Source organism: Geitlerinema sp. CS-897, from assembly GCF_028368005.1.
Taxonomy (GTDB): domain Bacteria; phylum Cyanobacteriota; class Cyanobacteriia; order Cyanobacteriales; family Geitlerinemataceae; genus Baaleninema; species Baaleninema simplex.
The window spans coordinates 1-12,324 of sequence record NZ_JAQNCQ010000209.1 but is presented as its reverse complement, the minus strand read 5'-3'; the positions used below and the strand labels follow the sequence as shown (position 1 = coordinate 12,324).

Sequence of the window (12,324 nt, the reverse complement as noted above, 5' to 3'; positions counted from 1 at the left end):
TCTTGTCACCAGATGCGGTCAAAAAAGCAGTAGATTTACTCAACGATCGTCCTCGAAAATCTCTTGACTATCGAACCCCTTCTGAGGTATTTTATAGTCAGGGATCGGAGACCGTTGCATTTCAAACTTGAATTGGCGATCCTTAGCCGGTATTTCTCGGGCTACAAGAATCTTCATGCGACATCTTCAAGACTATGTAATACGGAATCCGCATCCGATAAGCTAGGTTTCAAGAAGTCTTCACCACATCCCCCCTTAGCCCCCTTTGAAAGGGGGGTTGGGGGGATAGAGGGACTTGTCGGGTTGGGCAAAACCAGTATTTGAAATGTCGGATTCCGTATAAATAAGAAGTTGGCACAGGTTCCTCGGAAAGTTGAGTCCTCGACTCCGCTCGGACTCAATGCTGAGCGAAGTCGAAGCGTTGAAGTAATGCAAAAACAAGGGGAAACTGATTGCTCAAATGGATGTGGTCGTTTGTCGGCCGCAAGCTAGTCAAGGATCCCCCCAATCCCCCTTACCAAGGGGGGATGCTGAGACACGCGAAATTGTTAGTGTTTATATTGGTGCGCGAGATCGAGAAACAGCACGAATGTTATGGAAATCTTTACCTCCTGTTTATCGTCAATGTGCGACCCGATCTTTGGGAATTTTATCAAAGTGTTTTGCCAAGCCAACGACATAAAGCTATCGACAAGAATTCAAAAAAAACAGTTATATTGAAAGACTTAATAACACTCTTCGTCAGCGTGTGTCTCGACTCGTGTTTAAAACTTTATCTTGTTCTAAAAAACTAGAAAATTACGTGGGTACGATTTGGTACTTCGTCTTCCATGATAATGCTTCAATCTGCGCTCGCTATCATCACTGTGCATGACTACCACTACCAGTATTTCTTCCTCAGTGGTGCAGAAAACTTTTCGAGATCGAGGATTGACAAAAAACATAAAATCTGAATTGAGGTTCGAGCCAGATCCCCGGCAGCAATTTACCGATCTGGGATTTTGCGGCCAACCCTTTAATACGGCGATATCTTTTCTAACAAGGGTTTCAGGACTTTTCTGCACCACTAAGGTATTTCTTCTGTTAGTTGCTAAAGTGACCGCATAATCCCTCCCAGAAGGCTCAACCGCAATCACGATTCTATCAAAATCCCATGTCGGAAAAACTGAACGAACGAGCCACTCAGCGGTAAGTGCCACCTAACGTTGACACCCGCCATGCAGAAAGGGGGGAATCGTCGCCTCGGGAGATACCCGCAAGTTGAGTCGAGATGCGATCGAGCAGTTTGACGATACTCGTTTTCTCACGTTTGTCCTTTACGCGAAGTGGACGCGACGGTAAAGCTGTTGGAGAGAAATGCTGAGGGGGAGGTGTTGCAGTACGATCGCCGTTTCGAGTCCCCGTATGTCTTCGAGATGCCAACGGCGATCGTCCGTTTGCCAATAGTGTTCGATGAGAGGTTCGTTTTGGCTGACGAGTAGGTATTCGCGAAAACTGGGAATGGTTCGATAAGTGGTGAATTTCGAGCCGCGATCGCGATCGGCGGTTGAGGGAGAAAGCACTTCGGCGATGAGTCGGGGATTGAGAATTTCGTCAGTCCGATCGTCGTTGAGGAGGGGTTCGCCATCGACCACCATCAAATCGAGATAAGTGCCACGATTGACAGCGGGAATCCAAAGCCGCAAATCGCTGTTAAACGGTTCGTACTGGGTCGATTCGAGCCTCTCTTCAAAGATGCGGTAAAGAGAACCGACGAGACGGCTGTGATTAACGGAACCTCCCGGCATTTCGACGAGTTCCCCATCTCGGTATTCGTGGCGTCGTTCGGCGATCGCCTCGAGTTCGCGATATTCAGCAAGACTGTAGTGTCGAGTTGTGGCTGAGGAGGATGTCGCCATGAGTTCTTCTCGCGATCGCGCCTTGTACCAATTCTACTGAACCTGATTCCGCTCTCCCCATCCCCTCAACTCATCAACTAATCAACTCATCTCCTCAACTTCGCCGGGATTTCCCCAAATCACCGTTTCGTGTTTGTAAATCGCCATTCCCGGTTTCGCACCTTTGGGCTTATAAACAAACTTCGGTTCGGCGTAGATAACGGGTGCGGCGTCGCTTTCTCTGGCGCGACTGTAATAGGCGGCGAGGTTGGCGGTAAACTGCAAATCTGTTTCGTCGGGAACTGTGCCGGGATCGAGACGAAGTAAAACGTGACTTCCGGGGATTTCTTGGGTGTGAAACCAGAGATCGTAATCCCCCGCAATGCGAAACGAGAGTAAGTCGTTTTGGCGGTTGTTGCGTCCGACGAGAACTTCAAAACCGTTGGGTGTGCGGTAGTGGTAGAAGTTGTCTTCTCCGTCGGTGTTGCGACTGCGATGTTGGGGAAGTGAAAGATAGTTCTGTTCGACGAGTTCGTCGCGAATCTCTTCGAGAGCGATTAAATCTCCGGGGTGGCGGTAGTCGTCGAGTTGCGAGAGGGCGGAATCGACTTGTTGCAGATAGTGGATTTCTGACTCTGTTTCGGCGAGTAAGGGCTTAACGGCTTCTTTTGCCCTGCGGAGCTTTTGATGGCGCTTGTAGAGCGATTGAGCGTTCTGTACGGCGTTTTTCTCGGGGTCGAGGGTCAGTTTTACAGGTTCCCCAGTCTCGAAGTCCGCCAGGAAGATCGCCTTCATTCCCGGTTTCCACTCGTACAGGTGCGCCATGAGTAAATCCGCCTGTTGGCGAAACAGGTCGGCGTTGCCAGATTGCTGTAACTTATCGAGAAAGGTTTGGCGTTTGACTTGGAGCTTCGCCAGGGCGTTGCTGACCTTTTGCGTGAGTTGGTGGTGCAGTTGTTGGAAACTCTGTCGGTTGAGGCGATCGCTGTAGTAGGTATCGACAAGCGTTTGGATATCTTCGACGGGTTCGATCGCGTCCCATCCCAACACCGTATAGCCGTTTTCCGTCCAACCCGGTTGGAATTGCTCTTTTTCCAAGCAAATCAGCCACTTTTGCCAAACCTCATATAAATTGTGCCAGTCGTCGTCACTGAGGCGATCGGTGTTGCGTTCGGCGTCGAGATTGGCAGTGGCGGCGAGGGTGCGAACGAGGGCAGAACTGAGGCCGCGATAGGTTTTGAGGAGGTTACGGCGAAGCGAGTTGGGAACTAGGGAAATTCGCTCTCTCCAGCGATCGAACGGTTCTTCTAAGCTGGGAACGGCACTGGTGAGGGCTGGAGGCGGTTCGTAAGGCTGTCCGGTGAGGATGGGGCGAACGCTAGACTGTTTGGCAGTGACTTGATGGGCGGCAGTCACGACGAGGTTGTCGGCATTGGCCAGCACGACGTTGCTATACTTGCCCATAATCTCCACGTAGAGATGCCAGCAGACCGGATCGCCGGGGCGACGGGCGAACTGAAAGTCTAAAGCCCGTTCCCAAGGGGCTAGCGGTTCGATCGCCACGAGTGCCAACCCTTTCAGTTGGTGGCGCAGTTGGTCGCTAAAGGTAAACGTATCGGGATCTTTCGGAGGAGGCGAGGCCATAGAGAGATGTGCCGCTTGCGGATGCCAACACAGCCGCAACCAGCCTCGCCGTTCCAGGGTGCGAAGTGCGAGGGCGATACGGGTGCGATCGCGTTGGTACACCTGCTCTAAACGAGCGGGAAGCCAACGGGAACGCAAATCGGCACAAATGGCGACAACAGTGGTGAAATCGACGGGTTGCACGGGAAAAAATTTGCTGAAATCTCGACAGGGACTCCGTTGGCGACTTTGGTTCGGGGCAGCCGAGTCGTGCGATTTTCCAGAAATTTGCCCAGAGTCAGCCAAAATTTTGGATTCTATCTAACATTGAGAGGTAGATCGTCTTTTCACTCAGTTCCTCACACCAGTCAGTCAAGGATTCATCATGGACATTCAGCTTATCAACATCGGTTTTGGAAACATTGTTTCAGCTAACCGCGTTGTCGCCATCGTCAGTCCGGAGTCCGCTCCTATTAAGCGTATCATTACGGATGCCCGCGAACGAGGTCAGTTAATCGATGCAACGTACGGTCGGCGAACCCGAGCGGTCATCGTAACTGATTCGAGCCATGTTATCCTGTCGGCGATTCAACCGGAAACGGTGGCGAATCGATTTGTGTTCCACAAAGATGGACAAGCGTAACGGCATGGCGTATGGGTTATTCAAAGGGGAGATCGGTTGCAGTGGCGATCGCTCTCTCCGTTGTGCTAGTTGAAGACAAACGATCGTGCAAAACGGAAGGTTAATTGTACTGACAGGGCCGAGTGGTGTCGGTAAAGGGACGCTGTTGCGGTTACTGCGCCAACGCCACCCAGAACTTTATATATCGATTTCAGCGACGACGCGAGATCCCCGTCCTGGCGAGATCGACGGACGAGATTACGAATTTCTCAGTCGCGATCGCTTCGTCGCCAGTATTGAAAACGGCGAACTCCTCGAATGGGCGGAGTTCGCCGGAAATTACTACGGAACGCCTCGAGCGTCTGTCGAACGTCAAATCGCCCAGGGGAAATGGGTAATTTTGGAAATCGAGTTAGAAGGGGCGCGACAGATTCGCTGTCATTTTCCAGACGCCCTGTTGATTTTTGTTTTACCGCCGTCGTTTGAGGAATTGGAAAATCGCTTGCGAGGTCGAAATCAGGACGACGTAGCGGCCATCGAACGTCGGTTAGAACGCGCGAAAAAAGAGATCGCCGCCTCGGAGGAGTTCGACGTAAGAGTCGTCAACGACGATCTCGAAAAAACCGTGAAACAGCTCGAAGACGTGCTGTTTTCTAACGCTGTCACCTCCTCGAGTTAACTGTTACTCAGTTCGTAGTCACCGACGGTATCGACGAGGTAGCAAAGGGCGCGAAACCGCAGTTCCACCAAGCGATCGTAGAGGGGGTTGAGCTTGCACAGAGGGGGAATATGGAACAGCGATCGCCCGAACCACACGACATCTCGCTCGAAGGGACATCGAGCTGGAATCAACCGCACGATCGCCCGCGCAATGCCTGGGTTTTCTACATCGAGGGATGCGAGCCAGCGATCGAGTGGCTGAATCAAAAAAGAAACGAGTTGAGACATAACCTTTCGCGAGGTTGAAAAGTATCGAAGCGGCGTCGCGATGGCAATAACAGAGTCAGCTCGAGTCGTGCGACGGCCGCCTTCTTCCAACCTAGGAGGCGCGGGGGGCGTTTGGGTAAAGAAACAATAAGGAATCGATCGGCTTCGGTAAAGCTTTTGTAAAATTGCTTTTCTAATCTCGGGGGTCGGGTCGATTCTACCGTGACCCATTCTGTTTCAAACTGCTTTGACAGAACAACCGCATTCACCCCATGTGTAGGGTGGGCAATGCCCACCGACCTCTAAATTTGATGTGGGTAAGGCTTAATCGCGTAAATCTAGTGGATTTGGCGGACAACACCGATCGCTATTTGCTGAAAAAGTGGGCAATGCCCACCGACCTCTAAATTTGATGTGGGTAAGGCTTAATCGCGTAAATCTAGTGGATTTGGCGGACAACACCGATCGCTATTTGCTGAAAAAGGGACGTGTTTCCACCTCCCTTTCTCAGTCGATCTTCAATTTAGAGAAATATTCAGATCGTTAGTATGCCAGCCCCATACTGCGAGTCGTCTCGGCACCGAGGTACACGCGGACGCTCAAGAAGTCTGTCGGGCAAGCCGTTTCGCAACGTTTGCAGCCGATGCAGTCTTCCGTGCGAGGAGAGGATGCAATTTGTCCGGCTTTGCAACCGTCCCAAGGCACCATTTCCAGCACGTCTAGGGGACAAGCCCGGACGCACTGGGTGCATCCGATGCAGGTGTCATAGATTTTTACCGTATGAGACATCGATCGAAAACTCCAAATGGATTCTCAACGAATGGTTTTGATATTGCAGAAGTGCGGCGGGCGAAAACGCCCAATACCGACACGGATTAAGGCTTAGTGTAGCTTGTCGTCCCGACTCCTCTGACAAAATGCTGCAAAACTTTAACAAAGTTGACATTTTGGAAGTCGGTTGGGAAATCAGCAAACTTACCTATAAGCCTAACTTATCGAGGACGGGACGAGTTGAGATGCAATGGCGATCGAGTCCCAGTTGTTTCGGCGGAATCCCCAACGCCAACGCAATCAGTTGCGGCAGGTGCAACACGGGCAATCCTAGGGTACGACCGATCGCCCCTTCCACGTCCGGTTGTCGCGAGTCGAGATTCAGGTGACAGAGGGGACAGGGCGTCACCATACAATCGGCCCCCGCATCGATCGCCGCCTGTAAATGGGTTCCCGCCATCTCAAAGGCTTGTTGAGTCGCATAACTCGAGAGGGGCCAGCCACAGCATTGAGTGCGTCCAGGGTATTCTACTGGCGTCGCCCCCAGCACTTGAAAGACGTTTTCGAGCGATCGCGGATTGTAAGGATCGTCGTAAGCCAGTTGCGTTTGCGCCCGCAGCAGGTAACAGCCGTAAAACGCCGCACATTTTAACTCGCTGAGTTTCCGCGTCACCCGCTCTTGCAGCTTTTCTAACCCGAAATCCGCCACCAACGCCCACAACAGATGTTTGACTTCCGTTGCACCTCGGTAGGGGGAACAATGTTCTTTGGCGAGGATGTCGTTGACGTTCTCGAGATAGTCAGGGTCGTTGGTTTGCGCGTCTTTGAGGCGATCGTCGACTCGTCCGATGACCCCTTGGCAGGTACTACAATGAGTCAACAGCGGCAAATTCAACTCCTCCGCCAAGGCGATATTTCGGGCGTTGACTGCATCTTCGAGCAGTTGCGACTCCTCCTTAAACGTACCGGAACCGCAACAAGCCGCCCGCTTGAGTTCCACCAATTCGATATTGAGGGCTTGGGTTAACGCCGCCGTGGAGTCGTACAGTTCGCGACAAGCCCCTTGAGCGACACAACCGGGAAAGTAAGCGTATTTCAGCATGAGATTTTCGTCAGTTCGGGAAACGGCGATCGAGAAGGTCTGCCTTCGATGGTAATGCAAGCCATTCCCGCAAAACAGGCATAATGGGATGATGAGTCGGTATGTGGGCGGTGTACATTGGCGGTACACCTCTTTCAGGGAAGAGTTATACTCCATCCTTTCCCGATAAGCTAGGTTTCAAGAAGTCTTCACCACATCCCCCCTTAGCCCCCCAAAGAAGAGGGGGGTTGGGGGGATAGAGGGGTTTGTCAGGTCGGACAAAACCAGTGTTTGAAATTCGGATTCCGTATTAAGAGTTGAAGAGTTAAAGAGTTAAAGAGGAATTCCCACTCTACACTCTGCCCTCTGCACTCTACACTGATAAACACGCACCCTACGAATCGGGGGCTTCCCCTTCGATGGGTGCTTCTAATTCGTCATACTCGGGTTTCGGGCCGATTTGTCCCAAACGATGCGGCGGCCAGAATCGCGCCACCGCACGCCCGATAATCAAATCCCGAGGGACGAAACCCCAATAATGACTGTCGTAACTGTTGTTGCGGTTGTCCCCCAACACCAAATACTGATCGGCGGGAACGTAAACCGGGCCGTACACGTAATCCGGGGCGGCGGCAATATAGTTTTCCTCGAGGGGTTCGTCGTCTATATAAACGATACCGTTGCGAACCTCGATCTTTTCTCCCGGTAAGCCGATCACCCGCTTGATGAACGCATCCTTAAATTTATGCTTGAGGGTTTCGGTGGGGTTAAACACCACAATGTCCCCCCGTTGGATGTCGCGGAAGTGATAGCCGATTTTATCCACGATCAGGCGATCGTTGATTTGCAACGTCGGTAACATCGACCCCGAGGGGATATACCGGGCTTCGGCAACGAAAGTCCGAATTCCCAAAGCCAGAACTGCGCTGATGCCGAAGGTTTTTAACGCCTCTGTCCAAGGGTTTTCTGCGTGACGAGTCATATTAAGTCGTGTCGGGTTGAGGAAACGAAACTACGGCGCTAGACTTGAGCCTACCGTCCAGTATACTCTGACCCATACGAGTGCTGCCGAGGCCGAAATCGATCGCTAACATTATGGCTGACATTACCCCGCTTCTGATTCGCAACGCCCGCGTCCTGCTGCCGGGCGATCGCTTCGAGGAAACTGACGTTTATTTAGAAAACGGGCGCATTTCCCGCATCGAACCGAACATCACCGCTACAGACAACGTTCGCGCGATCGATGCGGCGGGATTGACGCTGTTACCGGGAGTTATCGACCCGCAAGTGCATTTCCGCGAACCGGGGTTGGAATATAAGGAAGACCTGTTTACCGCCAGTTGTGCCTGTGCCAAGGGGGGCGTCACCTCGTTTCTGGAGATGCCCAACACGAAACCCCTCACTTCAACGCAAACGGCACTCGACCAAAAGTTAAAACTGGCCTCCGAGAAATGTTTGGTCAACTATGGCTTTTTCATCGGGGCGACGCCAGAAAACTTACCGGATTTGCGCGAAGCCAACCCCACCTGCGGCATTAAGATTTTTATGGGGTCGATGAAAGGTCCGCTACTGGTGGACGACGAAGCGGCGTTAGATGCCATTTTCAGCCAGGGCGATCGCCTCATTGCCGTTCACGCCGAAGACCGCACCCGCATCGAAGAACGCCGCAAGCTGTTCGCGGGACGTCACGATCCGGCGGTTCACACAGAAATTCAAGACAACGAAGCGGCTCTCATCGCCACAAAACGAGCGTTGCGTCTGTCTAAAAAATACCAACGTCGCCTCCACATCCTTCATCTGTCTACGAGAGAGGAAGCCGAACTGCTACGTCAGGACAAACCGGAGTGGGTGACGGCGGAAGTCACGCCCCAACACCTCGTTTTAAACGTGAGTGCTTACGAAACCCTGGGGGCGAAAGCGCAGATGAATCCGCCCTTGAAGTACCCTCGCGATAACGAGATTTTGTGGCAGGCGTTGCACGACGGCGTTATCGATTTTATTGCCACCGACCACGCCCCCCATACTTTAGAGGAGAAATCCCGCCAGTATCCCGATACCCCCTCGGGGATGCCGGGGGTGGAAACCTCGCTTCCGGTGATGTTGACTCAGGCGATGGCGGGACGCTGTACCGTCGAACAGGTGTCGCGGTGGATGTCCGCCAATCCAGCGAAGGGATACGGCATCCCCAATAAAGGAGCGATCGAAGTGGGATACGACGCCGATTTGGTGTTGGTGGATTTGGAGAATTACGCTCCGGTATTGGCGGAGAACTTAGCGACGAAGTGCCGTTGGAGTCCCTTTGAAGGATGGGAGTTGACTGGGTGGCCGCAATATACCATCGTCGGCGGTCAGGTGGTGTTCGATCGTGGCGTTCTCGACACGACGGTTCGAGGCAAAGCATTAACTTTTGTGTAGATAGTTGTCACATTTTCCCGTCTTGTTAATTTTTGTAGCCAATCTGAAAAATTTTATAACAATTTGTTACGAATATATCGTCAGATTTACGAGGTTTGACGGTGGAAATTGAGGGCTAAACCTCCGTAAAACCACCGTTTTTTATTGCGGCTTTCTCGTAAAACAACCTGAAGTTGGATGCGTACGTGTATTGAATTTTATAAAGGGAGGAGGTGAAATGGGGATCGCGCTGTTGTGAGGAGAAGAGAAGAATCGGGGTATAATACAAGCTAGATAAGAACAGAACAAAAGTCGGTCTATCTTTACTTTTCAGATCCTTCTGAGCTGAAAAGTTACTCGTCCTGTTGATAAAGACAAATTCAAACGAACCCAGACAGGATTTAACCGATAGAGTCAGCGATAAAAAAAGATTTTTTTAGAAAGTTCGGTAAGGCGGCATGACAGTGACGGTGGCCAAACAACAAACTGCGACGCGCTTAATTCCCCAGCTCGCGCTTCAATCGCAACAGCAACTGACGGGTCAACTCGACATCCAAGCCAAAAATGGTGAGGGGTGGAGCCTGTTTTTTTGCGTGGGACGCCCGATCTGGGCAACCTGTAATTCCCGCCCCGTGCGTTGTTTGCAGCGACAGCTCCAGCGTCATAGCCCACACGTCGAGTTCGACAACCTCGCCATTCGCGATACCGACGATCGCTTTTTCTGCTGGAACTATAAAGTGATTTGGGTGCTGTACAAGCGCCAATGTATTTCTAAAGATATGGCGGTCGCGATTATCGAAAATTCCGTGACTGATGTGTTATTCGATATTCTGCAGGCCGAGCGCCAAGGGACTTTAACCTTTAACGCGACACCTCGCGAAGCCCTAACTATGCTGAGAATGCAAATTGTGGCGCTCAATCTCAAAAATGCTCTAAAAAAAGCAAAACAGGCATTTCAAGCTTGGAGCGAAGCGGGATTAGCCCCAGTGTCTCCGAACTATCGCCCGATTCTCAAAGACTTAGAACAATTACAAGCCCATACTTCTGTAAAAATTTATCAACAGCTCGTCAGAAAAATTGACGGCGAGCAGACGTTACGCGAACTGGCCGACTCGCTCGAGATCGATTGTCTGCGATTGACGAGATCGCTGCGTCCCTACCTTCAAAAAGGTTGGATCGGACTGCAAAAAGCATCTGACATCCCACGGCCGAGCCAACCCAACAAACCGCCATCTCACCGGAAGGCGGCCGAACGTCGCCAACCGCCGCTCGTGGCTTGTGTAGACGATAGCCCGCAAGTCTGCAAGCAGCTCGAAGCGATTTTGACGGAAGCGGGATATCGTTTCCTCGGGATTACCGACTCGGTACAAGCCCTACCGATCTTGCTCGAACACCGACCGGATCTCATTTTTCTCGATTTAGTGATGCCAGTTGCTAACGGATACGAAGTCTGTACCCAACTGCGGCGGATGTCGCAATTCCAGAAAACGCCGATCGCGATTTTGACGGGGAACGACGGCGTCGTCGATCGCGTGCGAGCCAAAATGGTAAAAGCCAGCGACTTTCTCTCGAAACCCATTAACGCTGAAAAAGTCCTCGAAACCGTCAAGCGATTGCTGGCCGTGACGGCGTGAGAGAGCGGAGCCAGGGAGAGGGGGAGAGGGGGAGAAACTATTAACTGTTCCCTGTTCCCTATCTTCACTGGTGACTGTCTTCACTGGTGACTGAAACACTGCTCGTCTCCTCACCTCTTTATCTCCTCGTGCAGGCAACCCGTTTTTTGCTAACTTAGACATGACATCGATCGCGCGATCGGCTTTAAAATTTATCCCGCGCGACATCGATCGTCCTCACTCGCGTTGTTATCATTCACCACAAGATCGGGTTTATCTAAATGAGTACCATTTTAGTCGTAGAAGACGGAATTACCGATCGCGAAGCGATTAACCGATACCTCAAACAAAACGGTTTCAACGTCATTAACGCAGAAAGCGGCGAAGAAGCCTTAGAAAAACTCAACAGTAACAAACCCGATGCGATCGTAATCGACGTGATTTTACCGGGGCAAAGTGGTTTCGAGTTGTGTCGAGAACTCAAAACCGATCCGAAAACGAAAAACATTCCCGTCATCATTTGCTCGAGCAAAAATACAGACGTCGATAAAACCTGGGGAAATATGCTCGGTGCCGACGCCTACATCACGAAACCCGTTGACGAAACCCTCTTGCTTCAAACCGTGCGCCAATCGATCGCCGCTTGAGCCGTACGGCGGTTTTCCCTTACTGACGACCTTCCGAGACGACGAACCGCTCTATGTCTGCCCCATCCCGTCCTCCCAGTCCCCTCGAACCCCGTCTCGAACCCTCCCCCGCCCTCGTCGAGCCGACACCCAACACCCAAAAATTCCTGCAATTCGGTCTCGGCGATCGCGATCGCGCCCTCGTTCGCGTCGATCTCGTCGCTGAAATCGTCACCGTTCGCCTACCGGAAATCCTGCCCGTTCCCCAAATGCGCTCCTGTATTCTGGGGGTGTATAACTGGCGTGGCGAAATGTTGTGGATCGTCGATCTCGGCGAACTCCTCGGTTACGCGCCTCGAGTGCCTAAGCCTCACCGAGACACGAACCCGAGGCAACCGTCCGACACGGCGATCGCGATCGTCGTCGAATGGGAAGACAGCACCATCGGCTTCGTCGTTCCCCAGGTTCTCGACCTCGAAACCTACGACTTGACTCACCGACACGCACCCGATTCTCAACTGTTTCCCCCGACCGTAATGCCTTACCTACAAGGCTTTTTTATCGACTCCAACGGCGATATCGTCATCGTTCTCGACATCGCCGAAGTCCTGCGCGTCCTTCAGGGGAAATGAGGAGACGAGCAGTGTTTCAGTCACCAGTGAAGACAGTCACCAGTCACCAGTCACCAGTCACCAGTGAAGATAGGGAACAGGGAACAGCGGGAATAGGGAACAGGCAACAGTTAATAGTTTCTCCCCCTCTCCCCCTCTCCCCTTCTCCCCCTCTCCCC

Annotated in this window: 12 protein-coding genes and 2 pseudogenes; 8 read left to right on the top strand and 6 right to left on the bottom strand. The window is 52.0% G+C overall.

The window, feature by feature from the left end; all coding sequences use genetic code 11:
- Nucleotides 1–131 (top strand): annotated as a pseudogene (locus POG22_RS13310) (IS30 family transposase); the annotation flags it as partial.
- 395 nt (nt 132–526) lie between these two features.
- Nucleotides 527–874: pseudogene (locus POG22_RS13305) on the top strand (IS1 family transposase); the annotation flags it as partial.
- Between the two features lie 442 nt (nt 875–1,316).
- On the opposite strand, the gene POG22_RS13300 reads toward POG22_RS13305, so the two are convergent.
- Nucleotides 1,317–1,898, bottom strand: coding sequence for a Uma2 family endonuclease (locus POG22_RS13300; RefSeq protein WP_498905780.1), 582 nt, complete (start codon nt 1,896–1,898; stop codon nt 1,317–1,319).
- An 81-nt stretch (nt 1,899–1,979) separates the two neighbouring features.
- On the bottom strand, nt 1,980–3,704 hold the full coding sequence (locus tag POG22_RS13295; protein WP_498905782.1) for an Rqc2 family fibronectin-binding protein: 1,725 nt from the start codon (nt 3,702–3,704) through the stop codon (nt 1,980–1,982).
- 181 nt (nt 3,705–3,885) lie between these two features.
- Here POG22_RS13295 and remA point away from each other — a divergent pair, with 181 nt between their 5' ends.
- Both remA and gmk read left to right on the top strand, forming a co-directional pair.
- Nucleotides 3,886–4,143 carry an extracellular matrix/biofilm regulator RemA gene (remA, locus tag POG22_RS13290; RefSeq protein ID WP_017660271.1) on the top strand — a complete coding sequence of 86 codons (258 nt, stop codon included), beginning with the start codon at nt 3,886–3,888 and terminating at the stop codon, nt 4,141–4,143.
- An 85-nt stretch (nt 4,144–4,228) separates the two neighbouring features.
- The gene (gene gmk / locus POG22_RS13285; protein ID WP_063717068.1) at nt 4,229–4,801 is read left to right on the top strand and encodes a guanylate kinase; all 573 of its coding nucleotides are present in this window, start codon (nt 4,229–4,231) and stop codon (nt 4,799–4,801) included.
- On the opposite strand, the gene POG22_RS13280 is transcribed toward gmk, so the two are convergent.
- From POG22_RS13280 to lepB, 4 genes are all read right to left on the bottom strand, one after another.
- Nucleotides 4,798–5,070: a Mo-dependent nitrogenase C-terminal domain-containing protein gene (locus POG22_RS13280; RefSeq protein ID WP_063717069.1), complete on the bottom strand. Its 273-nt coding sequence runs from the start codon at nt 5,068–5,070 to the stop codon at nt 4,798–4,800. The two genes, gmk and POG22_RS13280, sit on opposite strands and share 4 nt — an antisense overlap.
- A 522-nt stretch (nt 5,071–5,592) precedes the next feature.
- Nucleotides 5,593–5,838 (bottom strand): photosystem I iron-sulfur center protein PsaC, encoded by a 246-nt coding sequence (gene psaC, locus POG22_RS13275; RefSeq protein ID WP_071591997.1) that lies wholly within the window; start codon nt 5,836–5,838, stop codon nt 5,593–5,595.
- Nucleotides 5,839–6,028: 190 nt separating this feature from the next.
- Nucleotides 6,029–6,922 carry a CoB--CoM heterodisulfide reductase iron-sulfur subunit B family protein gene (locus tag POG22_RS13270; protein WP_063717070.1) on the bottom strand — a complete coding sequence of 298 codons (894 nt, stop codon included), beginning with the start codon at nt 6,920–6,922 and terminating at the stop codon, nt 6,029–6,031.
- 373 nt (nt 6,923–7,295) lie between these two features.
- The gene (gene lepB, locus POG22_RS13265) at nt 7,296–7,883 is read right to left on the bottom strand and encodes a S26 family signal peptidase (protein ID WP_498905776.1); all 588 of its coding nucleotides are present in this window, start codon (nt 7,881–7,883) and stop codon (nt 7,296–7,298) included.
- 113 nt (nt 7,884–7,996) lie between these two features.
- Here lepB and POG22_RS13260 point away from each other — a divergent pair, with 113 nt between their 5' ends.
- The 4 genes from POG22_RS13260 to POG22_RS13245 all read left to right on the top strand — a co-directional run bounded on the left by POG22_RS13260 (nt 7,997) and on the right by POG22_RS13245 (nt 12,166).
- Entirely contained in the window at nt 7,997–9,316 is a 1,320-nt protein-coding gene (locus tag POG22_RS13260; protein WP_498905774.1) for a dihydroorotase, read from the top strand.
- A 437-nt stretch (nt 9,317–9,753) separates the two neighbouring features.
- Nucleotides 9,754–10,929, top strand: a complete 1,176-nt coding sequence (locus POG22_RS13255; RefSeq protein WP_498905772.1) for a response regulator — start codon at nt 9,754–9,756, stop codon at nt 10,927–10,929.
- Nucleotides 10,930–11,189: 260 nt separating this feature from the next.
- Nucleotides 11,190–11,555: a response regulator transcription factor gene (locus POG22_RS13250; RefSeq protein ID WP_017660471.1), complete on the top strand. Its 366-nt coding sequence runs from the start codon at nt 11,190–11,192 to the stop codon at nt 11,553–11,555.
- A 53-nt stretch (nt 11,556–11,608) separates the two neighbouring features.
- Nucleotides 11,609–12,166, top strand: a complete 558-nt coding sequence (locus tag POG22_RS13245; RefSeq protein WP_017660472.1) for a chemotaxis protein CheW — start codon at nt 11,609–11,611, stop codon at nt 12,164–12,166.
- Nucleotides 12,167–12,324: the final 158 nt, after the last annotated feature.

Excerpts from the sequence above, each read along its gene's own strand:
- POG22_RS13270 (WP_063717070.1), bottom strand. The coding sequence starts at position 6,922 with ATGCTGAAATACGCTTACTTTCCCGGTTGTGTCGCTCAAGGGGCTTGT.
- lepB (WP_498905776.1), bottom strand. The coding sequence starts at position 7,883 with ATGACTCGTCACGCAGAAAACCCTTGGACAGAGGCGTTAAAAACCTTC.
- POG22_RS13245 (WP_017660472.1), top strand. The coding sequence starts at position 11,609 with ATGTCTGCCCCATCCCGTCCTCCCAGTCCCCTCGAACCCCGTCTCGAA.
- POG22_RS13260 (WP_498905774.1), top strand. The coding sequence starts at position 7,997 with ATGGCTGACATTACCCCGCTTCTGATTCGCAACGCCCGCGTCCTGCTG.
- remA (WP_017660271.1), top strand. The coding sequence starts at position 3,886 with ATGGACATTCAGCTTATCAACATCGGTTTTGGAAACATTGTTTCAGCT.
- POG22_RS13255 (WP_498905772.1), top strand. The coding sequence starts at position 9,754 with ATGACAGTGACGGTGGCCAAACAACAAACTGCGACGCGCTTAATTCCC.
- POG22_RS13250 (WP_017660471.1), top strand. The coding sequence starts at position 11,190 with ATGAGTACCATTTTAGTCGTAGAAGACGGAATTACCGATCGCGAAGCG.
- POG22_RS13280 (WP_063717069.1), bottom strand. The coding sequence starts at position 5,070 with ATGTCTCAACTCGTTTCTTTTTTGATTCAGCCACTCGATCGCTGGCTC.
- POG22_RS13300 (WP_498905780.1), bottom strand. The coding sequence starts at position 1,898 with ATGGCGACATCCTCCTCAGCCACAACTCGACACTACAGTCTTGCTGAA.
- psaC (WP_071591997.1), bottom strand. The coding sequence starts at position 5,838 with ATGTCTCATACGGTAAAAATCTATGACACCTGCATCGGATGCACCCAG.